A 26455-nucleotide genomic window follows, 5' to 3' on the forward strand; every position below is an offset into this window, starting at 1 on the left:
GCCGCGCGCTACCATGGGCGTTCATCCGCCAGCCACTCCGGCCCGCGCCGGGAAGCCATGCCCAAGACCTACGACCGCAGCTATTTCGACAAGTGGTATCGCGACCCGCGCCACGCGGTCGGCTCCCCGGCCGAGTTGCGGCGCAAGGTGGCGATGGCGGTGGCGCAAACCGAGTACTACCTGGGCCGCACGATCCGCAACGTGCTGGACGTGGGTTGCGGCGAAGCCACGTGGCGGGCGCCGCTGCGCGCGCTGCGACCAGGCGTGGAGTATCGCGGGCTGGATGCCAGCGAGTACGTGGTGGCGCGTTACGGCCGCAGCCGCCGGATCGGCCTGGCGCGCTTCGGCCAGCTCGAACAGCTGCGCTTCGACACCCGCTTCGACCTGATCGTGTGCAGCGACGTGCTGCACTACCTCAAGCCAGCCGAGATCCGTGCCGGGCTGCATGGTATCGGCGAGATGCTCGATGGCGTGGCCTTTCTGGAAGTGTTCACCAGCCGCGACGACGTGGCGGGCGACCGCCAGGGTTTCATCGCGCGCGCTCCCGCCTGGTACTTGCGCGAGTTCGGCCGCGTGGGCCTGTTGCCGTGCGGATCGCATTGCTATCTCGGGCCGCGACTGGAGCAGCATGTGGCCGCGCTGGAGCGCGCGCGGCTGCCTGGCTGACGAAGGCCGGCGTATCGCCGGGCGACGGTTCCGCGCTATCGTGCGCGGCAGTTTTCATCGGGGGAGAGCACGAAGTGACCCAGCCAGTCTTGTCCAGCCCATCGCGCCGCGAGCTCACCCTTCGTGGCGTCATCATCGGCATCGTGATCACCGTGGTGTTCACCGCTGCGAACGTCTTCTTCGGCCTCAAGGCCGGACTGACCTTCGCCACCTCGATCCCCGCCGCGGTGATTTCCATGGCGATCCTGCGCGCGTTGAAGAACTCCACCGTGCAGGAGAACAACATCGTGCAGACGGTGGCCTCGGCTGCGGGCACGCTGTCGGCGATCATCTTCGTCCTGCCGGGCCTGGTGATCCTGGGCTACTGGAACGGCTTCCCGTTCTGGATGAGCTTCGGCATCTGCGCCACCGGCGGCATCCTCGGCGTGATGTACACGATCCCGCTGCGCCGCGCGCTGGTCACCGATTCCGACTTGCCGTATCCGGAAGGCGTGGCCTGCGCCGAGGTGCTCAAGGTGGGCTCGGGCGATTCGCCGGAGGCCGCCGAGTCGGTGGAGTCCGGCGGTGCCGGGCTGAAGGCGGTGGTGGTGGGCTCGATCGTCTCGGCGGCGTTCTACGTGGTCGTGCAGACCAAGATCTTCGCCGCCGCGGTGTCCAGCTATTTCCGCATCGGTGATCGGGGTGCGGCTAGCGGTTTCGACTTCGGTCTCTCGTTCGCCTTGTTCGCGGTCGGGCACCTGGTGGGCCTGTGGGTGGGCGTGGCGATGCTGCTGGGCGCGATCATCGGCTGGGGCTGGGCGGTGCCGCACTTCCTGCTGCTGCACCCGGAGGGCGGCGCGGCGGCGGAAGCGGCCCAGGCCACCTGGAGCCACTACGTGCGTTTCGTGGGCGCCGGCACCATCGGCGTGGCGGCGATCTGGACGCTGGCCAAGCTGGTCAAGCCGGTGATCGGCGGCCTGGCCGGCGCGATGCGCGCCTCCAGCGCGCGCAAGGCGGGCACGCTGCATTCGCTGCCGCGCACCGAACACGACATGCCGATCGGCCAGGTCGGCATTATCACCCTGCTGTGCCTGATCCCCGTGGCGTGGCTGCTGGGCCACTTCGCCAACATCAGCGGGCTGGGCGAGCACATGGCGCTGCTGGTGATCGGCGGCGTGGTGTTCGTGATCATCATGAGCTTCCTGGTTTCCGCGGTATGCGGCTACATGGCTGGCCTGATCGGCTCGTCCAACAGCCCGCTGTCGGGCGTGGGCATCCTGGTGGTGATCATCGCCGCGCTGCTGCTGGTGCTGGGGGTGAAGTCGCTGGTGCCGGAGGAGGCCGGCAAGGCGCTGGTGGCCTTCGCGCTGTTCATCACCTCGATCGTGTTCGCGGTGGCCTCCATCGCCAACAACAACCTGCAGGATCTCAAGACCGGGCAGCTGGTGGACGCCACGCCCTCGCTGCAGCAATGGGCGCTGGTGATCGGCGTGATCGCCGGCGCGCTGGTGATTCCGCCGGTGCTGGACCTGCTGAACCAGGCCTACGGTTTCCTCGGCGCGCCGGGCGTGGACCCCGCGCGCGCGTTGCCGGCGCCGCAGGCCGGGCTGATCTCGGCGCTGGCGCAGGGCGTGATCACCGGCAACATCGACTGGAGCCTGATCGCTATCGGTGGCGGCATCGGCGCGGTGCTGATCGTGGTCGACGAGGTGCTGGGCAAGACCAGCAAGTCGATGCGCCTGCCGCCGCTGGCGGTGGGCCTGGGCATCTACCTGCCCACCTCGACCACGCTGATGGTGGTGGTCGGCGCGATGGTCGGCGCCTGGTTCGACAAGCGTGCCGAGCGCGGCCCCAAGGCGGAGCCGACCAAGCAGTTGGGCGTCCTGCTGGCGTCGGGCCTGATCGTGGGCGAGAGCCTGCTCGGCGTGATCGTGGCGGCAGCGGTGGCGCTGTCCGGCAACCAGTCGCCGCTGGCCGTGGTGGGCGAAAGTTTCGCGACCCCTGCGATCTGGATCGGCGGCCTCGCCTTCACCGCGACGATCGTGGTGATGTACCGCTGGATCGCGCGGATGGGGCAGGGCGGCTGAGGTCGCCTTGCCGCGTGGCTGCCGTTCAGCGGCTGCCACGCGACTGGCCCTAAACTGGCGGCCTTTCCGGGGGGATGCGAGCCGCGTGGTGCAGGAACAAGTCGAACGGGCGCCGCGTGCGGACGGGATTCCCGATGGCCCCAGCCAGAGGGTCGCGTGGTTGCGCCACATCGCCGGCCCGCTGTTCTCGGTGGGCATGCTGTGCCTGGCGCTGTTCGCCCTGCATCTGCTGGCGCGCGAGGTGAATTACCACCAGGTGCGCCAGTACGTGCAGGGCCTGTCGCACGAACGCCTGGGCCTGGCGGTGCTGTTTACCCTGGCCGGCTACGCGGTGATGACGATGTACGACCGCCTGGCGCTGGCCGCGATCGGACGCCGGCTGCCGTGGCGGCGGGTCGGCCTGATTTCCTTCATCAGCTACGCCTTCAGCAACGCCCTGGGCATGTCGCTGCTGGTGTCCGGTTCGATCCGCTATCGCTTCTACGTGCAGAACGGGCTGGGCAACGGCGAGATCGCCCGCGTGGTGCTGTTCTGCACCAGCAGCTTCTGGCTCGGCCTGCTGGCGCTCACCGGCACCACCTTGTTGTGGGTGCCGCTGCCGCCGGAGCTGCCGCTGGCCGGTCTGAGCCAGCCGTTGGGCGCGGTGCTGGTCGCACTGCCGCTGGCGTGGCTGGCTGGCGGATTGATCCATCGCCCGCTGCGCATCTGGCGCTGGCGCGTGACGCTGCCTTCGGTGGGCACCGCGTTGAAACAGATCCTGGTCGGCGCCTGCGACTGGGGCCTCGCTGCCGCGGTGCTTTACGTGCTGATGCCGGATGCGTTGAACAACGGCTTCGGGCACTTCCTGGCGATTTTCGTGATCGCCCAGATAGTCGGCCTGGTGAGCCACGTGCCCGGCGGGCTGGGCGTGTTCGAGGCGGTGATGCTGGCCGGCTTCGGCGCCACCGGCAACGCGCAGCTGACGGCACCGATCCTCGGTGCGCTGGCCGCGTACCGGGTGATCTATTACCTGCTGCCGCTGTGCGCCGCCGCCGTGCTGGTGCTGCAGCGCGAGGCGCAGGGCTGGCGCCGCAAGGCCGTGCTGGCGCCATGGTTCACCGGCTTGCTGCCTTCGTTCTTCGCCGGCCTGACCCTGGTCTGCGGGGCGGTGCTGCTGTTCTCCGGCGCGACCCGCGCGCTGCCGGTGCGCATGGCGATCCTCGGCGAGCTGTTGCCGCTGTCGGTGCTGGAGGTTTCGCACCTGCTGGCCAGCGTGATCGGCATGCTGCTGCTGATCCTGGCGCGCGGCCTGCAACGACGGCTGGATGCCGCCTACTGGCTGACCCTGGTGTTGCTGCTGGCCGGCGCGGTGTTCTCGCTGCTCAAGGGCATCGACTACGAGGAGGCCGCGCTGATGACCTTGCTGGCGCTGGCGCTGGCGCCGGCCCACCGGTTGTTCCATCGGCGCGCGTCGCTGTTCAGCACCAGCTTCGGCGTGGGCTGGATCGTGGCGATCGTGGCGACGCTGGGCTGCGCGGCGTGGCTGGTGGTGTTCAGCTACAAGCACGTCGACTACAGCGCCGACCTGTGGTGGCAGTTCAGCCTGCAACACGGCGGCGCGCCGCGCGCGCTGCGCGCGCTGGTGGCCGCGGCCGTCACCGGCATGCTGTTCGCGGCGGCCAGCCTGATCCGTCCGCAGAAACTGCAGCGCGAACGACCCGGCGAGGCCGAGTTGGCGCAGGCGCTGCCGCTGATCAAGCAGTTTCCCTCGGCGCAGGCACACCTGGCCCTGATGGGCGACAAGACCTTGCTGTTCGACGACGAGCACAAGGCCTTCGTGATGTTCGACACGATCGGACGCAGTTGGGTCGCGATGGGCGATCCGGTGGGCACCGACGAGGCCGCACGGCGCGAGCTGGTGTGGACCTTCCTCGAACAGTGCGAGCGAGCGGGTGGCTGGCCGGTGTTCTACCAGGTCAGCCCGGCCAACCTGGACCTGTACCTGGAGGTGGGCCTGAACCTGCTGAAGATCGGCGAAGAGGCGCGGGTGCGACTGGATGCCTTCAACCTCGACGGCAAGTCGAAGAAGGTGCTGCGCAACACGGTCAACAGGCTGCAGCGCGACGGCCTGCGCCTGGAGATCGTGCCGGCCGACGCGGTGGCCGGCCTGCTGCCGAAGCTGCGGCCGGTGTCGGACGCCTGGCTGCGCGACAAGCACGTGCGCGAAAAGCGCTTCTCGCTCGGTGCCTTCGACCCGCACTACCTGGCGCGCACGCCGATGGCGCTGGTGTGGCAGGGCGATGAGCTGGTGGCATTCGCCAACCTGCTGCTCAGCGACACCCGTGAAGAGGCATCGGTCGATCTGATGCGCCATCGCCCGGACGCCCCGGCCGGCATCATGGACTACCTGTTCGTGGAGCTGATGCTGTGGGCGCGCGCCGAGGGCTACCGCTGGTTCAACCTCGGCATGGCGCCGCTGGCCGGGCTGCACAGCCGGCGGCACGCGCCATGGTGGAACCGGTTCGGCGCGATGGTGTTCGGCCGCGGCGAGCGCTTCTACAACTTCCGCGGCCTGCAACGCTACAAGCAGAAGTTCGACCCGCAGTGGGAGCCGCGCTACATGGCGGTGCCCCGCGGCATCGCCTTGCCGATGATCCTGGCCAACGTGGCCAGCCTGATCGCCGGCGGATTGGGAGGAGTCGTGCGCCGATGAGACGATGGAAGACCTGGCTGGCCGGTGTGCTGGTGCTTGGTGTGTTTGGCGCCTTGCTGGCGTGGCGGCCTTGGTCGTCGGTCAGCCTGGCCGATGCGGCCGTGGTCTGGCCGGTGGCCGCGCATGCCGTCGCACCGCCGGCGGGGAAGGACGACGTGATGGCGGTGATCGTCTCCGGCGACGGCGGCTGGGCCAACTTGGACCGGCGCCTGGGCATCGCCTTGATCGACCGCGGCGTGCCGGTGCTCGGCATCAACTCCTTCAAGTACTACTGGCGCGGGCACGACCCGCGGCAGACTGCGCGCGAACTGGATGCGTTGATGACGAAGCAGCTCGATGCGTGGGGCAAGCGGCGGATCTGGCTGATCGGCTTTTCGTTCGGCGCCGACGTGCTGCCCACCATCACCGACCAGCTCGGCGCCGAGAACCGTGCGCGGATCACCCAGATGGTGCTGCTCTCGCCCAGCCGCGACGTGACCTTCGAGATCGAGCTGCAGGGTTACATGATCGAACAGGGCTGGTTCAAGGAGCGCCTCAAGGACGCGTTGCAGTGGATCAACCCGATCGATCATCACGACCCGCTGCCGCCGCTGCGGGCGTTGCATGACCAGCCGCCAGTGGTGTGCTACTACGGCCTGGACGACGCGGCCGACAGTCTGTGCGACCAGCCCGGTCTGCCGACGTGGGTCACCGTGCACGCCAAGCAGGGTGGCCATCATTTCGACGAAGGCTACGGCCCGTTGGCGCAACAGATGCTGGGCGAATTGCCGGCGTCACCGGGTACCGCCGCACGGCCTTGAGCACCGTGCAGGCGACAGGCGCGCAAAGGTGCCGCGATACACTGCGCGCCTGTTTCCCGGGTCAGGACATCGAGTGAGCATGGCGGGAGTATTCGCGACCCCCAGCGCAGCGCTGGCGGCGTTGTTCGTGCCGTTCGAGACGGCGCGGTTGAGTTTGCCCGCGGATGGCCGGGTGCTGTTCTTGCGTGCGCGCGCCAATGTGCGCCTGCGCGAGCTGGCGCAGCCGGGCTGGTTGTGCGAGCAGGGTTTCCTGCCGTTCGCGGAGGAGCTGGCGCGACAGGGCCTGCACGTCGGCGAACCGGCGGCCGACGAACGTTTCGCGCTGGTGCTGGTGCTGCCGCCGCGCCAGCGCGACGAGGCGCGCGCGCTGTTCGCCCGGGCGCTGCGGCACACCGCACCGGGCGGCACCGTGCTGGCGGCAATGGCCAATGCCGAGGGTGCGAAAGCCGGTGAGGCGGATCTGCAGAGGCTCGCCGGCCCCGTGCAGCAATTGTCCAAGCACAAATGCCGCGTGTTCTGGGCCACGCGGGACGAAGCTGCCATCGACCAGGCGTTGCTGGAGCCATGGCTGGCACTGGATGCACCACGCGAGATCGCAGGCGGCTACGTCAGCCGGCCGGGGCTGTTCGCCTGGGACCGCGTCGACCGCGCCTCGGCGCTGCTGGCCGAACACCTGCCGGTGGACCTGCACGGTCGGGTGGCGGACCTCGGCGCCGGTTACGGTTACCTCGCCTGCCAGCTGATCGCGCGTTGCCCGCGGGTCTCGGCGATCGACCTGTACGAGGCCGAGGCGCGCGCGCTGGAGCCGGCGCGCGTCAACCTGGCGCGGGCACAACGCGATGCTGGTCGCGAGCTGGCGGTGAACGTGCACTGGCACGACGTGACCCGCGGCTTGCCCGAACGCTACGATGCCATCGTCAGCAATCCGCCGTTCCACCAGGGCCGCGCGGACCTGCCGGAGCTGGGCCGCGCCTTCATCACCAGTGCAGCGGATGCGCTGCGACCGGACGGCTGCCTGCTGCTGGTGGCGAATCGGCACCTGCCGTACGAGGCGCACCTGGGCCAGCGCTTCGAGACCGTGCGCACGCTGGCGACGCAGGAAGGATTCAAGGTGATCGAGGCCACCGGAGTACGCGCATGAAACTGGTCAAGCTGATCGCCAACCTCGGCTACGGCAGTCGCAAGGACGTGACCCGGCTGTTCCGCAGCGGTCGCATCACCGACGCCGATGGCGAGGTGCTCTACGCCGACGACGTGGTGCCGCTGGAAACCGTCCGCGTCGACGACGAGCCGCTGGACCCGCCGCCTGGCCTGGTGCTGATGTTGAACAAGCCGCTCGGTGTCACCTGCTCGCGCAAGGACCCGGGCCGCATCGTCTACGACCTGCTGCCGCCGCGCTACAGCGTGCGTACGCCCGCGCTGTCCACCGTGGGGCGACTGGACCGCGACACCTCCGGTTTGCTGCTGTTCACCGACGACGGCCCGTTGCTGCACCGGATCATTTCGCCGAAGGCGCAGGTGGCCAAGGTGTACGAGGCCACCCTCGCACAGGATCTGCGCGGCGACGAGGGCGCGCTGTTCGCCAGCGGCACGCTGCTGCTGGAATCGGAGAAGGAACCGCTGGCACCGGCGACACTCGATGTGCTGGGGCCGCGGCATGCCCGCCTGACCGTCACTGAGGGCCGCTATCACCAGGTTCGCCGGATGTTCGCTGCGGCGGGCAACCACGTGGAAACGCTGCAGCGGATTTCAGTCGGTGGACTCGCCTTGGGGGATCTGCCGTCCGGCGAATGGCGCGCCCTCGATGCCGCCGAGGTCGCGCTGATTTTCGCGTAGGCCCGCCGGCTGTTTTGCAATCCGATGGCGGGCGGCGCCCGCCCTACAGCACGTGCACCGCCGTGGGGATGACGTTGCCGAACCATTTGTGGCGCTCGTCGCGGCAGCTCGGGCTGCCCATGGCGTACTTGCGGCAAATCGCGGGGCGGTCTTCGTAGATGGTGCAGCGTGAGGTGTTCGGGTCCACCGCGGCACACCAGCCGTCTTCGCCCTTGGCCAGGATTTCCATGCCGTGTGCGTCGTGATCGACCAGCCAGGCGGGCACATGGTCTTCTGGCATCAATACCACGGTGAGACGGCAGCACACGGCTTCGCAGGTCGTGCATTGCACGCCGGGGTCGATGCTTTCGCTGTAAGGGTCGCTATGAGGGTCGGGAATGTTTTTCACGCGCCAGCATGGCACGGCGGGCATGAACGCCGTGTGGTGGCGCAAGTTCAGCCGGTTTCGCCGCGCCACAGCTCCTGCCAACCCTCGACACCCAGCCGCCGCAGTGTGTCGATGTTGCGCCGGTAGATCGCGTCGGTGTCGCTCATCTGTTCCATCGCACGTTCCACGCTCGCTTCGCGCAGCAGGTGCAGGGTGGGAAAGGGCGAGCGGTTGCTGAAGTTCTCGATCGCGTCGTCGGCGCTGTCGGCGAACCGGTATTGCGGGTGGAAGCCGGCCACCTGCCATTCGCCTTCGAGCCCCAGCGTCTGCACCGCGGCATCGGCCACGTCGAGAAAATCGTTGTAGTCGAGGAAGTCATTGAGCACGAACGGATGGATCAGCAGGCCCGTCTCGCATTCGTCCGGCGTCAGGGCGTTCAACGATTGCAGTTCGCCGCACAGGTCGTCGAGCAGCGCATCGGTATCGCGTGCGTGGCTCACCCGCAGCCGCAGCTTGCCCTGCGCGTGGGGCGCGCGGGCAAACGGGCACAGGTTCAGCCCGACCACTGCACGCTCGATCCAGCGCGTGGTGGCGGCGAGGCAGGGCGCGTCTTCGGGCAGGGCGTCGGCGTTGAGGTCGGCGGGTGTGTCGTTCATGCGCTTCTCGCAGGCTGGGCGCGCCGACTATAGCTGTCCGCGATGCCGACGCCGTAGCGCCATGCTTGCAGGGGCACACCCTGTGCACGATGCTCTTCATCACGTGACGCAAAAGTATCGCGCGCGACCAAAGGAAGTCCCTTGTGGACAGGCTGCTCACCTACAATCGGTCGGGTATGCCGATGTTCAAGCTTCGTTTCGACAACGCGTTCGTGCACGAGCTGCCCGGGGACCAGGAGGCGGGTGCGCGGCTGCGCCAGGTCGAGGGGGCGCTGTACTCGCGGGTCGATCCGACGCCGGTGGCCGCGCCGCGACTGCTGGCGCATTCGGCGGAGATGGCGGCGTCACTGGGTTTCAGCGAGGCGGATGTCGCCAGCGACGAATTCGCCCGGGTGTTCGGCGGCAATGCCTTGCTCGGAGGCATGCAGCCGTGGGCGGCCAATTACGGTGGCCACCAGTTCGGCAACTGGGCCGGCCAGCTCGGCGATGGCCGTGCAATTTCGCTGGGCGAGGTGATCGGCGCCGTTGGCGAACGTTGGGAGTTGCAGTTGAAGGGAGCGGGCCAGACGCCGTACTCGCGCGGCGCCGACGGTCGCGCGGTGCTGCGTTCGTCGGTGCGCGAGTTCCTGTGCAGCGAGGCGATGCACCACCTCGGCGTGCCGACCACGCGCGCCCTGTGCCTGCTCGAAACCGGCGAGCCGGTGCTGCGCGACATGTTCTACGACGGCCACGCCGCGCCCGAGCCCGGCGCCATCGTCTGCCGTGCGGCGCCTTCGTTCATCCGCTTCGGCAATTTCGAGCTGCCGACCTCGCGCGGCGATGCCGCGCTGTTGCGGCAGTTGGTCGATTTCACCATCAGGCGCGACTTTCCGGAGCTGTCGGGGCAGGGCGAGGCGCTGCATGCCGAGTGGTTCGCCCAGGTCTGCGAACGCACGGCCACGATGATCGCGCACTGGATGCGGGTGGGCTTCGTGCATGGCGTGATGAACACCGACAACATGTCGATCCTCGGCCTCACCATCGACTACGGCCCCTACGGCTGGGTCGACAACTTCGACCCGGACTGGACGCCGAACACCACCGACGCGCAGCGCCGCCGCTACCGCTACGGCCAGCAGCCGAACGTGGCGTGGTGGAACCTGAGCCGGTTGGCCGCGGCATTGGCGCCGTTGTTCGACGACGTGGCGCCGTTGCAGGCCGGGCTCGACCGCTACGCCGAGGTCTACGCCGCCGCGGATCGCGTCAACATCGCGCGCAAGCTCGGGCTGGCCGAGTGCCGTGACGCGGATGTGGCGCTGATGCAGGATCTTCATGCGCTGATGGCGTCGGCCGAAATCGACATGACGCTGTGGTTCCGCGCACTCGCCGACATCGATCCGGCGAGGCCAACCCTGCAGCCGATGGACGATGCCTTCTACGATGAGGCGAAACGGCGCGAAATCGAGCCGGCGCTTGCCGACTGGCTGGTGCGCTATGCCGCCCGGCTCATCGACGATCCGCTTTCGGCCGACGTGCGCCGCGCGCGCATGCGGGCGGCCAATCCACGCTACGTGCTGCGCAATTACCTCGCGCAACAGGTGATCGACCAGGCAAGCGCGGGCGATCCTTCCGGCATCCGCGAGCTGCTCGACGTGATGCGCCATCCGTACGATGACCAGCCCGGCCACGAGGCATTTGCTTCGAGGCGGCCGGACTGGGCGCGGCACAAGGCGGGTTGCTCGATGCTGTCGTGCAGTTCCTGAAACGCACAAGGGCCGACATGGCCGACCCTTGCGTTCGCTGCGATTGGTGCCCCCGAGACGATTCGAACGTCCGACCTGTCCCTTAGGAGGGGACCGCTCTATCCGACTGAGCTACGAGGGCGGGGTGGCGATTTTCGCATGGATCGCGCGGTTCTGCTCCTCCCTTCCGCTTGCAGAGGCAGATTGCGGGGGTGCGCGCAGGGTCGCTGCAAACCGGGGCCGAGAGCGACCCGCCCGACCCTCGCCAGCGCGCAGGGAAGAAGCCATTCCTGCCACCCTGCTAGAATGGCCAATTGCCTACTTCATCCACGGCGCCAGCGGGCGCCGCACGACCAGGAGCCACGTATGTCGCATGCCATCCTCAAGTCGCTCGGTATCGGTACCGAACATTCGGGTACCTATCTCGGCCAGGGCGAGTGGTCGAAGACCACCGACGCCGGCGCCCTGCAGCCGGTGAATCCGGCCACCGGCGAGGTGATTGCGACGGTGCATGCGTCCAGCGCTGCCGACTACGAGGTCATCGTCAAGCGCGCGCAGGAAGCGTTCAAGGTGTGGCGCACCACGCCGGCGCCGCAGCGCGGCGAAGCCGTGCGGCTGTGCGGCGAGGCGCTGCGCAAGCACAAGGACGCGCTGGGTTCGCTGGTCGCGCTGGAGATGGGCAAGATCAAGCCCGAGGGCGACGGCGAAGTGCAGGAGATGATCGACATCGCCGACTTCGCGGTCGGCCAGAGCCGCATGCTGTACGGCTACACCATGCACTCGGAGCGCGCCGGCCACCGCATGTACGAGCAGTACCACCCGCTGGGCATCGTCGGCATCATCAGCGCGTTCAACTTCCCGGTCGCGGTGTGGGCCTGGAACGCGATGCTGGCTGCCGCCTGCGGCGACATCTGCATCTGGAAGCCCTCGCCGAAAACGCCGTTGTCGGCGATCGCCGCGATCAGGATCTGCAACGAGGCGCTGAAAAACGGCGGCTACCCCGACCTGTTCTTCCTGTTCAACGACGCCGGCAGCGACCTGGCGCAGGCCTTCGTCGACGACAAGCGCATCCCGCTGATCAGCTTCACCGGCTCGACCAAGGTCGGCCGCATGGTCGGCGAGCGCGTGGCGCAGCGCATGGGCCGCTCGCTGCTGGAGCTGGGCGGCAACAACGCGATCATCCTGGACGAGTCGGCCGACCTGAAGCTGGCGATTCCGGGCATCGTGTTCGGCGCGGTCGGCACCGCCGGCCAGCGCTGCACCAGCACGCGCCGCCTGTTCGTGCATGAATCCATCCACGACAGCGTGCTCGACACGCTGGTCAAGGCCTACAAGCAGGTCGAGGGCAAGATCGGCGATCCGACGCTGGCCACCACGCTGATGGGCCCGTTGAACAGCCAGGACGCGGTGCAGGGTTATCTCGCCGCGATCGAGAAGGCGAAGGCGGCTGGCGGCACGGTGGCCACCGGCGGCGCGGCGCTGACCGACCGCAAGGGCAACTTCGTGCTGCCGACCATCATCACCGGCCTGAAGAACGCCGATGAAGTCGTGCAGACCGAAACCTTCGCGCCGATCCTCTACGTGATGAAGTTCAAGCATCTCGACGAGGCGATCGAAGCGCAGAACGACGTGCCGCAGGGCCTGTCCTCGGCGATCTTCACGCAGAACCTGAAGTCGGCCGAGAAGTATTTGTCGGCGGCCGGTTCGGACTGCGGCATCGCCAACGTCAACATCGGCACCTCCGGCGCCGAAATCGGCGGCGCGTTCGGCGGCGAGAAGGAAACCGGCGGTGGCCGCGAGTCCGGCTCGGACGCGTGGAAGGTCTACATGCGCCGCCAGACCAACACCATCAACTACTCCGATTCGCTGCCGCTGGCGCAGGGCATCAAGTTCGACCTGTAGGTACCGGCAACAGGCTCGCGGCCGTTCGCCGGCCGCGGGCGATCACGCTACGATGCTCTCGACGCCGACCCGGCGCATTCCGCGAGCAAGCCGATGAACGATCCCGTGTCCTATCGCGCCGCCGCCCCGACCAGCACGCTGGCAGTGGTGAGCCTGGTGTTCGGCATCCTGGCCTGGTGCGTGCTGCCGTTCTTCGGCGCGGTGGTGGCCATCGTCTGCGGTCACCTCGCGCGCAGCGAGATCCGCAACAGCCATCCGGAGCACCGCCCCGAAGGTGACGGCATGGCGGTCGCCGGGCTGGTGCTTGGCTACGTGCAACTGCTGCTGTCGGTGCTGTTCGTGTCCTTGGTGATCGCGGTGCTGTTCTTCGGTTTCGCGCTCGGCGGCTGGCACGGATGGTGAGTGCGCCGCCGCCGTTCGATTTTCATGGCTGGCGCGTGCTGGTGGCCGGCGGCAGCCGCGGCATCGGCCGCAGCATCGCGCTGGGTTTCGCCCAGGCCGGCGCCGCGGTGTCGATCTGCGCACGCGGCGCGGCGGCACTGGAGGAAACGCGCCTGCAGATCGCCGCCCACGACGTGACCGTGCACGCGCAATCCGTCGACCTGGCGCAAGCGACGGCCATCCAGGTCTGGGTCGACGACGCGGCGAGCGCGCTGGGCGGCATCGACGTGCTGGTCAACAACGCCAGCGGCTACGGCTTCCGCGACGAGGACGAGGACTGGCTGGCCAACTTCAACGTGGACCTGATGGCGGCCGTGCGCGCCTCGCGGGCCGCGCTGCCGCACCTGGCCGGGTCGGCGCATCCGTGCATCCTGCACACCAGTTCGATCTCCGCGCTGCGGCCGCGTCCGGGCGGCCCGTCGTACGCGGCGATGAAGGCTGCGCTGAGTCATTACACGACCTCCCAGGCGCAGGCCCTGGCGCCCCGGCGCATCCGCGTCAACGCGATTGCGCCCGGGTCGATCGAGTTTCCCGGTGGCCTGTGGGACCAATGCCGCAAGGATGATCCGACGCGCTACGCCGAGGTGCTGGCGAAGATCCCGTTCGGCCGCTACGGCACGCCGGCAGAGGTCGCGCACGCGGCCTTGTTCCTCGCCTCGCCATGGGCCGGCTGGATCACCGGCCAGACCCTGGTGGTGGACGGCGGCCAGCTGCTGGCCGGCTGAGCGTGACCCGGCCGCCTTCGGCGCGCTGTCCGGCACGCTAAACTGCGCGACATTCCACCACTGCCGGCGTTATCGACTTGGCCCTCTACGACATCCTGCGTCCGCTGCTGTTCTCGCTCGAGGCGGAGTCGGCCCACCGGCTGACCCTGTACGGGCTGGGCGTGGCCCAGCGCAGCGGTTTCGCCCATCGCCTCGCCACCGTGCCGGCCGACCTGCCGGTGCGTGCGTTCGGCCTCGAGTTTCCCAATCCGGTCGGCCTTGCCGCGGGGCTGGACAAGAACGCCGAGCATCTCGATGCGCTGAACACACTGGGTTTCGGCTTCATCGAGGTGGGAACGGTCACGCCGCTGCCGCAGCCTGGCAATGCGAAACCGCGCCTGTTCCGGCTGCCCGCACACGAGGCGATCATCAACCGCATGGGCTTCAACAACGGCGGTGTCGACGCGCTGGTGCGCAACGTGCAGCAGTCGAGCTACCACGGCGTGCTCGGCATCAACATCGGCAAGAACAAGGACACGCCGAACGACAAGGCGGTCAACGACTACCTGGCCTGCCTGACCAAGGTGCATGAGCTGGCCAGCTACGTCACGGTGAACATTTCCTCGCCCAACACCCAGGGCCTGCGCGACCTGCAGGAACAGGCCACGCTGTACAAGTTCATCTCGCTCCTGCGCGCCGCGCAGGAACGGCTGGGCTCGCAGCACGGTCGGCGCAAGCCGATGCTGCTGAAGATCGCGCCGGACCTCTCCGGGGTCGAGCTCGATGCGATGGCCGAGGTGCTGCTGCGTACCGGCATCGACGGCGTGATCTGCACCAACACCACGACCGACCGCGCCACGGTGGCGGACGACCCGCGCGGCGGCGAGGCAGGAGGGCTCTCCGGCAAGCCGCTGTTCGAGCGTTCCACCGCCGTGCTGGCCGGCATGCGCCAGCGCCTGGGTGAGCGCATCCCGCTGATCGGCGTTGGCGGCATCCTCGACGGCAGCGACGCGGTGGAAAAGCTCGACGCCGGCGCCTCGCTGGTGCAGCTCTATTCGGGCCTGATCTATCGCGGCCCGCACCTGGTGGCCGAATGCGTCAACGAGATCCGCCGCCAGCGCGAGGCGTCAGTCGATGGCGTCTGAGCGCGTGGACATGGGCGGCTACACGCTCACCGAGAACGCGTCGCTGGCGCGGCTCAACACCTTGCGCGTCGATGCCCGGGCGAACCTGCTCGCCGACATCCGCGATGCGGGAAAGTTGCCCGAACTGCTGGACTTCCCGGCGATCCGCCAGGGGCGGCTGCTGGTGCTCGGCGAGGGCAGCAACGTGCTGTTCACCGACGATTTCCACGGCACCGTGCTGCGGATGTCGACGCGCGGCGTGCAAGTTGAAAGTGACGGCGACAGCGCGCGCATCGCGGTGGCCGCGGGCGAGCGCTGGGACGATTTCGTGCGCTGGACGCTGGGACAGGGCTACGCGGGGCTGGAGAACCTGATCCTGATCCCCGGCACCGTCGGCGCCGCACCGATCCAGAACATCGGCGCCTACGGCTGCGAGGTAGCCGAGTTCATCGAAAGCGTCGAAGCCTGGGACCTGCGCGAGCATCGCGTGGTGACGCTGGACCACGCCACCTGCGCGTTCGCCTATCGCGACTCGCTGTTCAAGCACGAGCCCGGCCGCTACATCGTCACCGCGGTGCGCTTCGTGCTGCCGCGCAGCCGGCCGTTGCGCACCGACTACGCCGGCATCGACGAGGAACTGGCGCGGATGGGCGTGGACAAGCCTGCGCCGTTCCACGTCGCCGAGGCGGTGGTACGCCTGCGCACGCGCAAGCTGCCTGACCCCGCGGTGATCGGCAACGCCGGCAGCTTCTTCAAGAATCCGATCGTCGATGCTTCCGTGGCGGAAGCATTGCAGCGCGAGCACTCCGACCTGCCGGCCTGGCCGCAGCGTGACGGTCGCCGCAAGATTTCCGCCGCGTGGATGATCGAGGCCGCTGGCTTCAAGGGGCTACGCGAAGGCGACGCCGGCATCTCCAACCGCCACGCGCTGGTGCTGGTCAACCACGGCCACGCCAATGGCCCGCAGTTGTGGGCGCTGGCGCAACAGGTGATGGACGGCGTGCACGGGAAATTCGGCGTGCGGCTGGAGCCGGAACCGGTGGTGATCGGCGCGGGCTGAGTCCGTGCCATCCGGGCTTCACCCGGCGCCTTGTGTCGTTTTGCCTGAGCGCAAGTGCGCAGCCCCGTGGGCCAAGGGTGGTGCATTGCGCGTGCACTTCGACGCCGCTTGCTGTCCCAAGTCGCGCTCAGTGCGAACGGGGGGTGTGGTGGCCCATGCCGTTCTCCCTGAGTGCAGGCCCGCGGGGCCGAAGTCGAAGGGTGGGGCGCCGGTATCTTCGATCCCGTGTTGCGCATGGGCAGGTGCCCTGTCATGTTGACGCGCGGGCGACGGGTCGCCCCAACCGCATTCTGATTCGATCATGGAGGTTGGACATGCAGGTGTCGTCGAGCTGGCCGGTGCTCGTGTTGTGGACCTTCGTTGCCACCGTGGTTTGCGGCTGCAGTACGCAAGAGGAACGCAAGCCGGTTGGGGAGCCCCGGACCAGTTACGCGGAGATGGCGGCGCCTGCGAGCGCACCGCATTACACCTTGCAACCCGGGGATACGGCGGTGAAGCCCGTGCTGGACAAGCAGGTCTCGCCGGTGTACCCGCCCACCCTGGTTCGCCCGGGCGCTGTGCCGGTCACTGTCGTGGTGCAGCTGGTGATGGACGAGAACGGCCGCGTCCAGGCCGTGCACCCGCAGCCCGGCACCGCGGATGGTCCGGCGCATGCCTTGTTCGAGGCTGCAGTCGAGCAAGCGGTCATGCAATGGACGTTCACGCCGATGTGGGTGCGGCATCCGCGGGGCGATGGCACGTATGAGGTGACGCAGAAACCTTTCAGCCTCTGGTACGTATTCGATTTCAAGATGGCAGGCGGCAAACCTGTCGTCGAATCGGGCAGGCGCTGACGACTGCTCGCCGCGCGATGCGGGATACCCCCGTGCCGCCCGCCGGTCATGGTGCCCGCAGGTTCGCCATGTGCAGCAGCACCCCGGCCAGGCTTTTCAGATCCTGCGCGTTGTGCGCGGCGACGCGGCGCAGGTTGCGGGCGGAGCCGCCGCGCAGGTAGGTGAGCCAGGCGGCGGGGGCCTCCGCGCCGGGCAGGTCGTCCTCGCGCACGACGCCGAGCAGCTGGCGCTCGGCGGTGGTGAGGCGACAGTTCGGCCACCGGTGTTTCCAGTGGCGGCGCACCGGATGCAGCAGGTCCAGGTGGCCGCGGCCGGCCAGCGGGTTCGGCAGGCGGGCGAGACGGTAGCGCGTTGCCAGCAGCGGCGCGTCGTAGCACTTGCCGTTATAGCTGACGAGCACGGTGTCCTCGTCCAGCCAGCCGGCGAAGGTGCGCAGCATGGCGGTCTCCGCCGCCATGGTGGTGATGGTGAGCTGGCGGATGCGCAGGCGGCCACCCTGCCAGTCGGCCGCGCCGATCATGAAGGCGCGGGTCCCGGTGCCGCCGGCCAGGCCGGTGGTCTCGGTGTCGAAGTGCAGCAGGCGATCGTGGTGCACGGGTTCCATGCGGGCGAAGCCGGCGTCGATGACCGGCGGCGGAACGAGCCAGTCGGCAAACGCCTCGGTGTAGCGCAGGCCGGGGGAAAGTTCGAAGCCGGGCACCTCGCGGTCGCGGGATGACGGAACCGCGGCGGTGCCGCGCTTGAGCCGGGCGTGGCGCTGGAGCAGCCGGCGCAGCTCGGGCGCCATCGCGGAAGAGGGCGGCGCGACGCGAGGGGTTCCCGGCGTCGCTGCATCCAGCGCATGGCGGGCAGGCACGGCGGCATGGGCATGTCCCGCCTCGCTGCGCAGCTGGCGCAGCTTCGCGATGAGCGGGTTCACGCTCACAACGCCACCAGCAGCGCGAGCACGCGCAGGGCGAGGGCCTTGGGCGTGGCGACGGCCGGATCGTCGGCGGTCTGCTCGTCCGTCGCCAGTACCGGGCCGACACAGGCGGGGCAGCCGGCGCGGCAGTCGCAGCGTTCGATCAGGCTGACCGATTGCGCCAGCAAGTCCTCGCGACGCCGGAACAGCGGTTCGCTGTGGCCGATGCCGCCGGGGAACGCGTCGTACAGGTAGACGGTGGGCGTGAACGGCGCATCCGGCCCCAGCGCGGCGGGCTGGCCATCGCTGCCGCGCAGCTGGCCGCGACCGTGGAGGTCGGTGCTGGCGAACCAGGCGCCGTCGCCCGAGCCCACGGCTTTCTGCAGGTCGCGCGCCTCGGCCATCACCGCCACGGTGGCGACGATGTGCAGCGCGTACGCCGCGCCGAGGAAACCGTCGAGCGCCTGCTGGCGTTGCTCGAACGCGGCTTCCAGCACCATCTGCGGCAGCTGCCACCACACCGCCGTGGTGTGCAGTTCCTGGTCGGGCAGGTTGACCGGGCCGTAGCCGATGTTCTCGTGCGAATAGAAGCGGATCTTCTTGTAGCCGGGCACCCGGCGCACCACGTGCACCTCGCCGTGATGGGCCTGACCGCAGCCGGCGTGCGCGCTGTCGAAACAGTCCAGCACCTTGAGCCGGGTGTAGTCGATGGCGTCGGTGTAGTAGTCGACGCTGGTGCGCGTGACGTAGGCCTTGCGGCCTTCCCAGTCCAGCTTCTCCACCTGGTAGGGCAGCGACTGGACCATGTGGATCGCGCCTTCGTACAAGGTGACCGCGGCGGCGGAGTAGTCGACTTCGGCGATGATGGTCTGGCGGCCGTCGGTGCGGTCGACCACCACGAAGTTGCCGTCGGCCACCGAGCGCAGCGACACCGCGATGGCCGGGTAGCTGTCGGCGATCCATTCCCAGCGATCGCCCTCGCGGTGCAGCACGCCTTCCTCGCGCAGCAGGTCGAGCCACGGCGTGGCGACCTCGGTGCCGAACATCTCGTCGCCGGTGAACGGCAGCTCGAACGCGGCGCAACGGATGTGGTCGAGCAGGATCAGTGGTTGATCGGGCTGGATGCGCGCGTGCTCCGGCGAAGCGCCCTGGAAGAACTCCGGGTGGCGCACCAGGTACTGGTCCAGCGGGTCGGAGCTGGCCACCAGCACGCCCAGCGCCGATTGCTGGCGGCGCCCGGCACGACCGAAACGCTGCCACGTCGCGGCGACGGAGCCCGGGTAGCCGTTCAGCACCACCGCGTCGAGGCTGCCGATGTCTACGCCCAGTTCCAGCGCCGAGGTGCTGACGATGCCGTCGATGCTGCCCTCGCGCATCGCGCGCTCGGCGGCGCGGCGCTCCTTCGGCAGGTAGCCGCCGCGATAGGCGCGGATGCGCGGGCGCTTGCGCGGATCGTGGTCGAACACGTCCTTGAGGTACTTGGTGAGCACCTCGACCATGCTGCGCGACTGGGCGAACACGAGCGTCTTCATGCCGCTCTTGATCGCCAGCCGCGCGATGCGGTTGGTCTGCGAGCGCGCCGAGGCGCGCAGACCAAGGTCGGGGTTCACCACCGGCGGGTTCCACAGCAGCACGTGCTGGTCGCCGCTGGGTGCACCGCTTTCGGTGATCGCGGTGACCGCATCCTCGATCAGCGCCTCGGCGTGTTCCCGCGGATTGCCGATGGTGGCCGAGCACAGGATGAACTGCGGGGTGACGCCGTAGAACGCGCAGACACGCTTGAGCCGGCGGATCACGTTGGCCACGTGCGAGCCGAACACGCCCCGATACGTGTGCACCTCATCGATCACCACGTAGCGCAGGTTCTCGAAGAACTGCGCCCACTTGGTGTGATGCGGCAGGATGCCCTGGTGCAGCATGTCCGGATTGCTGACCACGATGTCGCCATGCAGGCGGATCGCCTGTCGCGCATCGCCGGGCGTGTCGCCATCGAAGGTGAATGCCTTGACCCCCAGCGCGCCGGCCCGGTTCAGCTCCAGCAGCTCGGCCACCTGGTCCTGCGCCAGCGCCTTGGTGGGGAACAGGTACAGCGCCTTGGCGTGATCGGTCATGGCAGCGCTGATGACCGGCAGCGTGTAGCACAGCGACTTGCCCGAGGCGGTGGGCGTGACGATGGCCACGTGCGCGCCCGCCCGCGTGGCTTGCCATGCCTCGGCCTGATGGCTGTAGAGCTGCTCGATGCCGCGCGTGCGCAGCGCCCCGGCCAGCGCATCGGGGAGATCGTCGGGCAGCGGCGCGAACGTGCCCTCCCGACCGGGCACCACGAAGGCGCCGGTGATCCGCGCGGCATAGCGCTTCGACAGCCGCCGGGCCAGGCTGCGGCCGTCGCCCGGCCCGTCCAGCACGAGGTCGTCGCTGGCGTAGCGGTCGGGTAATGTGTTCATCGGCAGGCTCCGCGCGAAGGTCCGCGGATTAGGCCGCGTGCGCGTCTCACCGGGTGAGATGGCGCGTGGCCGTCAGGGCATCGTCAGCCGTCCTTGCGGGAGCGGGCCCGACCAGGAGCGTCAGGCGACTTGCGCGGCAGGCGACCGCTGACGTTCGCGCCAGTGCGGCACCTCGGCCCAGCCGTCGCGCGGTGGTTCGCCGGCCAGCGCGCGGCGCAGTTCGTGGCGACCGAGATGGGGTGCAAACTGGTGGATGAAGGCCAGCGTGTACTCACGCGGCACGCTGTCCCGGCGCAGTACCACCCAGGTCGTGCACGGCGCGAACAACGCATCGGCGGGCAGCGCGAGCAGGTCGGCGTCGCCGGGCTGCATGGCCATTTCGGCGAGGATGCCCACACCCATGCCGGCGCGCACGTAGGTCTTGATCAGGTCGGCGTCACCGGCAGTCATCGCGATCTGCGGTGACAGCCCGGCCTCCTCGAACGCGCGGCGCAAGGACGACTCCGGCCGCAGCGAGGAGTCGTAGCTGACCAGCGGCAAGCCCGCCAGCTCGGTCAGCGTGGGCGCGGCGGCGCGCCGCGCCAGCGGATGGTCGCGCGGGGTGACGATCACCCGTTGCCAGCGATAGGCGGCAAACGCCATGCCGACGGCCGGCGCGCTGCCGGCGCTGCTGATAATGGCCAGATCGACCTGACCGGCTTCCAGCCGGGCCAGCACGTCGGCGTCGCGGGTCGGCTCCAGATGCACGCTGACCTGGGGGAAGCTGGCATTGAGCGCGGCGATTGCCGCGGGCAGGGCGAAGCGAGCCTGGGTATGCGTGGTGGCGATGCGCAGCTCGCCGTGGGCCTCGTTGCGCAGGTTCGCGGCGATCGCGCGGATGTTGGTTGCCTCGGCCAGGATGATCCGCGCCCGTTCGATCACCTGCTCGCCCGCGTGGGTCACCGCATCCAGGCTCTTGCCCTTGCGCACGAAGAGCTGAAAACCCAGCTCGTCCTCAAGCTGGCGCAGCTGCTTGCTGAGACCGGGCTGGGTGGCATGCACGCGCTCGGCCGCCAGGGTGATGTTGAGGCCGGAGTCGGCGATGGCGATGAGATGGCGCAGCTGGGTAAGCGTCATGGGCAGGAGTCCGTGGGCGATGGTCGGGGGACGGATGGGCGATGCAGCTGCGCATACATCGTGCAATCCCCCGGCCGCCGGCGTGACGAGCCCCTGGCCGGTCGCCACGGATACCCTTGTCGATGGAATGACATACTTTCATATTGGACGTCTATACGTCCATTCGTGTTGCATGTCAATCGGGCCTGCCGGTCATGCCGCGACGGCATAAGCACCAAGGCACAAATCATTTGTGGTGCCGGTGGCGGCTTCGTAGCGTAGGCGAACCCCTTGCTCCGGCCATTCCTGCGCATGAAGCTCTACCCGATCTTTGCCTCGTTGTCGCAGCGCGCCGTGCTGGTGGTCGGCGGCGGCGCGGTGGCCGAGCGCAAGGTGGCAGCACTGCTGCAGGCTCGGGCGCAGGTGACGGTGAACGCGCCCAGCCTCACGCCGCGCCTGCAGCGCTGGGTGCGGCAGGGCCGTATCGCCCATCGCACCGATCCGTTCCGCGAGAGCTGGCTGGAGCGCGTGTGGCTGGTGGTGGCGGCCACGCCCGATCGCGAGATCAACGCGCTGGTGGCCAGTCTGGGCGAGTTGCGCCGGATCTTCGTCAACGTGGTCGACGATGCGGCGCTGTCCAGCTTCCACGTGCCGGCGGTGATCGACCGCGCACCGCTGACCATCGCGATCTCCAGCGGCGGCGAGGCGCCGATGCTCTCGCGCCTGCTGCGCGAGCGGCTGGAAGCGCTGCTGGATGATTCGCTGGGCACGCTGGCCCGGCTGATGGCCCGGCTGCGCCCGCGCATTCGTGCCCGTTTTCCCGCACTGGCGGCGCGACGCGCCTTCTACGACAGCCTGCTGGCCGGGCCGGTGGCGCAATTGTTGCGCCAGCAGCGAGATGGCGAGGCGCAGGCGGCGGCGGAACATGCTCTCGCCGATACGCCGTCGCCGCTCACCGGTTCGGTGGTGCTGGTGGGCGCCGGCCCCGGCGATCCGGGCCTGTTGACCTTGCGTGCGTTGCGCGCGCTCAACGAGGCCGACGTGATTCTGCACGACCGGCTGGTCGGTGCCGGCGTGCTGGCGCTGGCCCGGCGCGATGCCGAGCGGATCGAGGTCGGCAAGCAGGCCGGCCGGCACCACACCACGCAGGAGGCGATCCACGCCTTGCTGCTGGAGCATGCGCGTGCCGGCAAGCGGGTGGTGCGGCTGAAGGGCGGCGACCCGTTCGTGTTCGGTCGCGGCGGCGAGGAGCTGGAGTTTCTGCACGCCCACGCGATTCCTTTCGAAGTGGTGCCCGGCATCACCGCCGCCGTGGCCTGCGCGGCTTACTCGGGGGTGCCGCTGACTCATCGCGAGCGCGCCCAGTCAGTGCGCTTCGTCACCGCGCATTGCCGCGATTCGCACGACACCGTGGACTGGCCTGCGCTGGCGCAGGAGCGGCAGACGCTGGCGATCTACATGGGCGTGAACGAGCTGGCGACCCTGCAGGCGCGCCTGGTCGAACACGGCCGCGCTGCGTCCACGCCGTTCGCCCTGATCGAAAACGGCTCGCTGCCGAACCAGCGCGTGGTCTGCGGCGTGCTGGGCAACCTTGCCGAGCGAGCCGCAGCCCACGCCGTGAGCTCGCCGGCGCTGCTGATCCTGGGCGAGGTGGCCGCCTTGGCGCCGTCGCTGGCCTGGTTCGGCGCCGCCCCGCTGGGCGCGACCGTGCACGCCTTGCCCGCCGCCGCGGCGGCGCGCGATGGCGTGCTCGAGGCGATCCATCGCGCCGCCTGTTGACCGATCCCGAATCGGCGCATCATCTGCCTTCGTCCATGCGCCCGTTCCTCACGTCCGATTCCCCGAGGAGACACCCATGATCTACGACAACATCCTGGACACCATCGGCCGCACGCCGATCGTGAAGCTGCACCGCCTGGCGCCCGCACACGTGAGCATCTACGTGAAGATCGAGGCGTTCAACCCGGCCGGTTCGGTGAAGGACCGACTCGCCTTGGCGATCATCCTGGACGCCGAGCAGCGCGGCACGCTCAAACCCGGGCAGACCGTGGTGGAGGCCACGTCCGGCAATACCGGCGTGGCGCTGGCCGCGGTGTGCGCGGCGCGCGGCTATCCGTTCGTGGCGGTGATGTCCGACACGTTCTCGCTGGAGCGGCGCAAGCTGATCCGCGCCTATGGCGGCAAGGTGGTGCTCACCCCCGGTGCGGCACGCGGTACCGGCATGGTGGAGAAGGCCGCCGAACTGGCGAAACAGCATGGCTGGTTCCTCGCCGACCAGTTCGAGAACCCGGCCAACCCGGCCTACCACCGCCAGACCACGGCGGCCGAAGTGCTCGGCGACTTCGCCGGCCGGCGGCTGGACTACTTCGTCAGCGGCTGGGGCACCGGCGGCACGCTCACCGGCGTGGGGGAGGTGCTGAAAGTGGCTCGGCCGCAGGTCAAGGTGATTGGCGCGGAGCCGGCCGGCGCCTCGCTGCTTGGCGGCAAGGAATGGCAGCCGCACAAGATCCAGGGCTGGACGCCGGACTTCGTGCCCGCCGTGCTCAATGCCAAGGTGGTCGACCGGATCGTCACCGTCGACGACGTGGTGGCGCGCGACACCGCGAGGGAACTGGCCCGGCGCGAGGGTATCTTCACCGGGCTGTCCTCCGGCGGCACGCTGGCCGCGGCGCTTGAAGTGGCGAAGGACGCGCCGGCCGGATCGGTCCTGCTCGCGATGCTGCCCGACACCGGCGAACGCTACCTGTCGACCTTCCTGTTCGAGGGCGTCAACGAGGGTTCCGACGAGGTTTGAGCGCGGCTGCATGGCAACCGGGGCTCGCGCCCCGGGGCGCCTCGTCGGATACTCGACTTCGATCGATCCCGGGGGCGACGATGCACAAGAACCGACTCGAGGCGTTCAGCGACGGCGTGCTCGCCATCATCATCACCATCATGGTGCTGGAGATGAAGGTGCCGCACGGCGAGACGCTGGCGGCACTGCTGCCGATGGCACCGGTGTTTCTCAGCTACGTGCTGAGCTTCGTCTACGTGGGCATCTACTGGAACAACCACCACCACATGCTGCAACTGGCCGGCCCGGTCAGCGGCGCGGTTTTGTGGGCCAACCTGCATCTGCTGTTCTGGCTGTCGCTGCTGCCGTTCGCCACCGGCTGGATGGGCGAAAACCACTTCGCGCAGGGGCCGACGGCGCTGTACGGCGTGGTGCTGCTGATGGCGGCGCTGGCGTACTGGATGCTGCAACGCGCGCTGATCCGCGCCGAGGGCAGGGCATCCGCGCTGGCCCGCGCCGTCGGCGGCGACTGGAAGGGAAAACTCTCGCCGGTGATCTACGCCAGTGCCATCCTCGTCTCGTTCCGCGCCGCGTGGATCGCGCAACTGCTGTATGGCGTGGCCGCCCTGCTGTGGCTGGTGCCGGACCGGCGCATCGAACGGGTGGCGGGACGGGCGCCGCACTGAGGCGGGTTCTGCCGGCGAGGTTGGCCGGCGAGGGTTGGCCGGAAAGGGTTGGCCGGAAAGGGTTGGCCGGAAAGGGTTGGCCGGAAAGGGTTGGCCGGATCGGTCCGCTCCGGGTCCGGTGCAGGGCTCGTCGAGGACGCAGCGGCTGCCTAGAGTGACGGCTCCCCCATGATGGAGTCGCCCCATGTCCGACACCCCCGCCTTGCTGGTCATCGACGTGCAGCAATCGTTCCTGCAGGCACCGTACTGGCGCGAAGACGACCTGCCGGCGTTCCGCGAGAAGTTGTTGCAGCTGATCGACGGCGCGAGCGCCCGCGGCTGGCCGATCGTGCGCATCCTGCACGAGGAGGTCACCGGTCACTTCAGTGTGGCGTCGGGGCTGGTGCAGCCGATGGCGTGGGTGCCGCAGGTGCGCGACACGGTGTTCCGCAAGCAGGTGCACAACGCGTTCACCGGCACCGGCCTGCAGGCATGGCTGCGAGAGCGCGGCATCGGCCGCGTCATCATCAGCGGCATCCGCAGCGAGCAGTGCTGCGAGACGACTGCCCGGGTCGCTTCCGATCTCGGCTTCGACGTCGACTACGTCACCGAGGCCACGCTGACCTTTCCGATGGTCCACGCCGGCAGCGGCACTCGCTACGATGCGCAGGACATCAAGCAACGCACGGAACTGGTTCTGGATGGACGCTTTGCCCGCATCCGCACCGTCGATGACGTCCTCGCCGATCACTGAGGTGTGCTTCGTGCTGCCGCCGGACCTGATCCTGCTGGATCTGGCCGGTGCCGCCGACGCCTTTCGCATTGCCGCGGCGATGGGCTTGCCGGCGCGCCTGCGGCTGATGGCGCCGGTGGTGGCGGGCGAGGCGGCACCAACCGCGCTGGGCGTCAGTCTTGCCGGCGTCGAACCGCTGCCGGCGAAGTTGCCCGAGCACGTGCTGATCGTGGTGTGCGGTGCCACCGGCAGCGCCGCGCGCCTGTTGTCGTCGGCGGCCGGCAAGGCGCTGGTGGCCTGGTTGCGGCGCCATGTCGTCGCTGGCCGACCGCTGGCCTGCGTCTGTTCCGGCGCGCTGCTGGCGGCGGCCGCCGGCCTGCTCGACGGGCGGCGCTGCACCACGCACCACAGCCTGCTCGACGAGCTGCGCCAACTGGCGCCGGCGGCCGAGGTGCTGGACAGCCGCGTGTTCGTCGAAGACGGCGAGGTCTGCACCAGCGCCGGCATCACCGCCGGCATCGACCTCGCGCTGCACCTGATCGCCAGGCTCGGCTCGCCGCGCCTGGCCGTCGCCGTGGCGCGGGAAATGGCCGTCTACATGCGCCGCGCCGCCGGCGACCCGGCGCTGTCGCCGTGGCTGGAAGGGCGCAACCACATGAACATGGCCATCCACCGCGTGCAGGATGCACTGCTCAAGGCGCCCGCGCAGGACTGGCCGCTGGCGCGGCTGGCCGACATCGGCCACCTGAGCGTGCGCAGCCTCACGCGCCACTTCCGCGAAGCCAGCGGCATGTCGGTCAACCGCTACCACGCGCGCCTGCGGCTGGCGCTCGCGCGGCAGGCGCTGGCCAACGGCGACAACGTGGAGCGGGCGGCCGAGTGCGCGGGCCTGGGTTCGGCGCGGCAGCTGCGCCGGTTGTGGGCAGCACATGCCGACGACCGTCCGGCGTCGGTGCGGTCACGCGCTTGAGCGGGC

Annotated in this window: 23 protein-coding genes and 1 tRNA gene; 18 read left to right on the forward strand and 6 right to left on the reverse strand. The window is 69.1% G+C overall.

Translation table 11 applies throughout. The features are described 5' to 3' along the window. Positions 1-57: 57 nt before the first annotated feature. The 6 genes from ACVCMB_RS02730 to ACVCMB_RS02755 all read left to right on the forward strand — a co-directional run bounded on the left by ACVCMB_RS02730 (position 58) and on the right by ACVCMB_RS02755 (position 8060). Positions 58-666 (forward strand): class I SAM-dependent DNA methyltransferase, encoded by a 609-nt coding sequence (locus ACVCMB_RS02730; RefSeq protein ID WP_395118356.1) that lies wholly within the window; start codon positions 58-60, stop codon positions 664-666. Between the two features lie 74 nt (positions 667-740). Then, a complete protein-coding gene (locus ACVCMB_RS02735) occupies positions 741-2732 on the forward strand; it encodes an OPT family oligopeptide transporter (RefSeq protein WP_447106086.1) in 1992 nt (663 codons plus the stop codon). A gap of 85 nt (positions 2733-2817) precedes the next feature. Then, positions 2818-5424 (forward strand): bifunctional lysylphosphatidylglycerol flippase/synthetase MprF, encoded by a 2607-nt coding sequence (gene mprF / locus ACVCMB_RS02740; RefSeq protein WP_447106087.1) that lies wholly within the window; start codon positions 2818-2820, stop codon positions 5422-5424. Continuing rightward, entirely contained in the window at positions 5421-6224 is an 804-nt protein-coding gene (locus tag ACVCMB_RS02745; RefSeq protein WP_447106088.1) for an AcvB/VirJ family lysyl-phosphatidylglycerol hydrolase, read from the forward strand. The genes mprF and ACVCMB_RS02745 overlap by 4 nt, the downstream gene beginning before the upstream one ends. 79 nt (positions 6225-6303) lie before the next feature. Next, positions 6304-7365, forward strand: coding sequence for a class I SAM-dependent methyltransferase (locus tag ACVCMB_RS02750; RefSeq protein ID WP_447106089.1), 1062 nt, complete (start codon positions 6304-6306; stop codon positions 7363-7365). Then, entirely contained in the window at positions 7362-8060 is a 699-nt protein-coding gene (locus ACVCMB_RS02755; protein ID WP_447106090.1) for a pseudouridine synthase, read from the forward strand. Before ACVCMB_RS02750 ends, ACVCMB_RS02755 begins: the two co-directional genes overlap by 4 nt. A gap of 43 nt (positions 8061-8103) precedes the next feature. On the opposite strand, the gene ACVCMB_RS02760 is transcribed toward ACVCMB_RS02755, so the two are convergent. Together ACVCMB_RS02760 and ACVCMB_RS02765 are read right to left on the reverse strand one after the other, a co-directional pair. Further along, complete coding sequence (locus ACVCMB_RS02760; RefSeq protein WP_447110583.1) at positions 8104-8448, reverse strand: YkgJ family cysteine cluster protein; 345 nt, start codon at positions 8446-8448, stop codon at positions 8104-8106. 47 nt (positions 8449-8495) lie between these two features. Further along, positions 8496-9083 (reverse strand): DUF1415 domain-containing protein, encoded by a 588-nt coding sequence (locus tag ACVCMB_RS02765; RefSeq protein WP_447106091.1) that lies wholly within the window; start codon positions 9081-9083, stop codon positions 8496-8498. A gap of 182 nt (positions 9084-9265) precedes the next feature. Between ACVCMB_RS02765 and ACVCMB_RS02770 the strand changes: the two genes are divergently transcribed. Next, the gene (locus ACVCMB_RS02770; RefSeq protein ID WP_447106092.1) at positions 9266-10825 is read left to right on the forward strand and encodes a protein adenylyltransferase SelO; all 1560 of its coding nucleotides are present in this window, start codon (positions 9266-9268) and stop codon (positions 10823-10825) included. A 44-nt stretch (positions 10826-10869) separates the two neighbouring features. On the opposite strand, the gene ACVCMB_RS02775 is transcribed toward ACVCMB_RS02770, so the two are convergent. Continuing rightward, positions 10870-10946: transfer RNA gene (locus ACVCMB_RS02775), tRNA-Arg, on the reverse strand. A 224-nt stretch (positions 10947-11170) separates the two neighbouring features. Between ACVCMB_RS02775 and amaB the strand changes: the two genes are divergently transcribed. From amaB to ACVCMB_RS02805, 6 genes are all read left to right on the forward strand, one after another. Continuing rightward, entirely contained in the window at positions 11171-12706 is a 1536-nt protein-coding gene (gene amaB / locus ACVCMB_RS02780; protein ID WP_447098964.1) for an L-piperidine-6-carboxylate dehydrogenase, read from the forward strand. 93 nt (positions 12707-12799) lie between these two features. Continuing rightward, on the forward strand, positions 12800-13108 hold the full coding sequence (locus tag ACVCMB_RS02785; protein ID WP_395118375.1) for a DUF4190 domain-containing protein: 309 nt from the start codon (positions 12800-12802) through the stop codon (positions 13106-13108). Beyond that, positions 13102-13872: an SDR family NAD(P)-dependent oxidoreductase gene (locus ACVCMB_RS02790; RefSeq protein WP_447106093.1), complete on the forward strand. Its 771-nt coding sequence runs from the start codon at positions 13102-13104 to the stop codon at positions 13870-13872. The genes ACVCMB_RS02785 and ACVCMB_RS02790 overlap by 7 nt, the downstream gene beginning before the upstream one ends. Before the next feature lie 77 nt (positions 13873-13949). Further along, entirely contained in the window at positions 13950-14996 is a 1047-nt protein-coding gene (locus ACVCMB_RS02795; protein WP_447098962.1) for a quinone-dependent dihydroorotate dehydrogenase, read from the forward strand. A gap of 10 nt (positions 14997-15006) precedes the next feature. Next, a complete protein-coding gene (gene murB / locus ACVCMB_RS02800) occupies positions 15007-16035 on the forward strand; it encodes a UDP-N-acetylmuramate dehydrogenase (protein WP_447107206.1) in 1029 nt (342 codons plus the stop codon). A gap of 314 nt (positions 16036-16349) precedes the next feature. Next, positions 16350-16868: a hypothetical protein gene (locus ACVCMB_RS02805; RefSeq protein ID WP_447106094.1), complete on the forward strand. Its 519-nt coding sequence runs from the start codon at positions 16350-16352 to the stop codon at positions 16866-16868. Between the two features lie 46 nt (positions 16869-16914). On the opposite strand, the gene ACVCMB_RS02810 is transcribed toward ACVCMB_RS02805, so the two are convergent. The 3 genes from ACVCMB_RS02810 to ACVCMB_RS02820 all read right to left on the reverse strand — a co-directional run bounded on the left by ACVCMB_RS02810 (position 16915) and on the right by ACVCMB_RS02820 (position 21329). Then, complete coding sequence (locus tag ACVCMB_RS02810) at positions 16915-17787, reverse strand: ribonuclease H-like domain-containing protein (protein WP_447106095.1); 873 nt, start codon at positions 17785-17787, stop codon at positions 16915-16917. Positions 17788-17789: 2 nt separating this feature from the next. After that, positions 17790-20213: a DEAD/DEAH box helicase gene (locus tag ACVCMB_RS02815; RefSeq protein WP_447106096.1), complete on the reverse strand. Its 2424-nt coding sequence runs from the start codon at positions 20211-20213 to the stop codon at positions 17790-17792. A 120-nt stretch (positions 20214-20333) separates the two neighbouring features. After that, positions 20334-21329 carry a LysR substrate-binding domain-containing protein gene (locus tag ACVCMB_RS02820; protein ID WP_395118387.1) on the reverse strand — a complete coding sequence of 332 codons (996 nt, stop codon included), beginning with the start codon at positions 21327-21329 and terminating at the stop codon, positions 20334-20336. A 291-nt stretch (positions 21330-21620) separates the two neighbouring features. On the opposite strand from ACVCMB_RS02820, the gene cysG reads away from it, so the two are divergent. From cysG to ACVCMB_RS02845, 5 genes are all read left to right on the forward strand, one after another. Further along, positions 21621-23087 (forward strand): siroheme synthase CysG, encoded by a 1467-nt coding sequence (gene cysG / locus ACVCMB_RS02825; RefSeq protein ID WP_447107207.1) that lies wholly within the window; start codon positions 21621-21623, stop codon positions 23085-23087. A gap of 76 nt (positions 23088-23163) precedes the next feature. Further along, positions 23164-24102: a cysteine synthase A gene (cysK, locus tag ACVCMB_RS02830; protein ID WP_395118389.1), complete on the forward strand. Its 939-nt coding sequence runs from the start codon at positions 23164-23166 to the stop codon at positions 24100-24102. Positions 24103-24182: 80 nt separating this feature from the next. Next, positions 24183-24767 carry a TMEM175 family protein gene (locus ACVCMB_RS02835; RefSeq protein ID WP_395118391.1) on the forward strand — a complete coding sequence of 195 codons (585 nt, stop codon included), beginning with the start codon at positions 24183-24185 and terminating at the stop codon, positions 24765-24767. Between the two features lie 184 nt (positions 24768-24951). Beyond that, a complete protein-coding gene (locus ACVCMB_RS02840; RefSeq protein ID WP_447106097.1) occupies positions 24952-25500 on the forward strand; it encodes an isochorismatase family protein in 549 nt (182 codons plus the stop codon). Next, complete coding sequence (locus tag ACVCMB_RS02845; RefSeq protein WP_447110584.1) at positions 25448-26449, forward strand: GlxA family transcriptional regulator; 1002 nt, start codon at positions 25448-25450, stop codon at positions 26447-26449. Before ACVCMB_RS02840 ends, ACVCMB_RS02845 begins: the two co-directional genes overlap by 53 nt. Positions 26450-26455 lie beyond the last annotated feature (6 nt).

The sequence above is a fragment of the Rhodanobacter sp. UC4443_H10 genome (assembly GCF_052978325.1).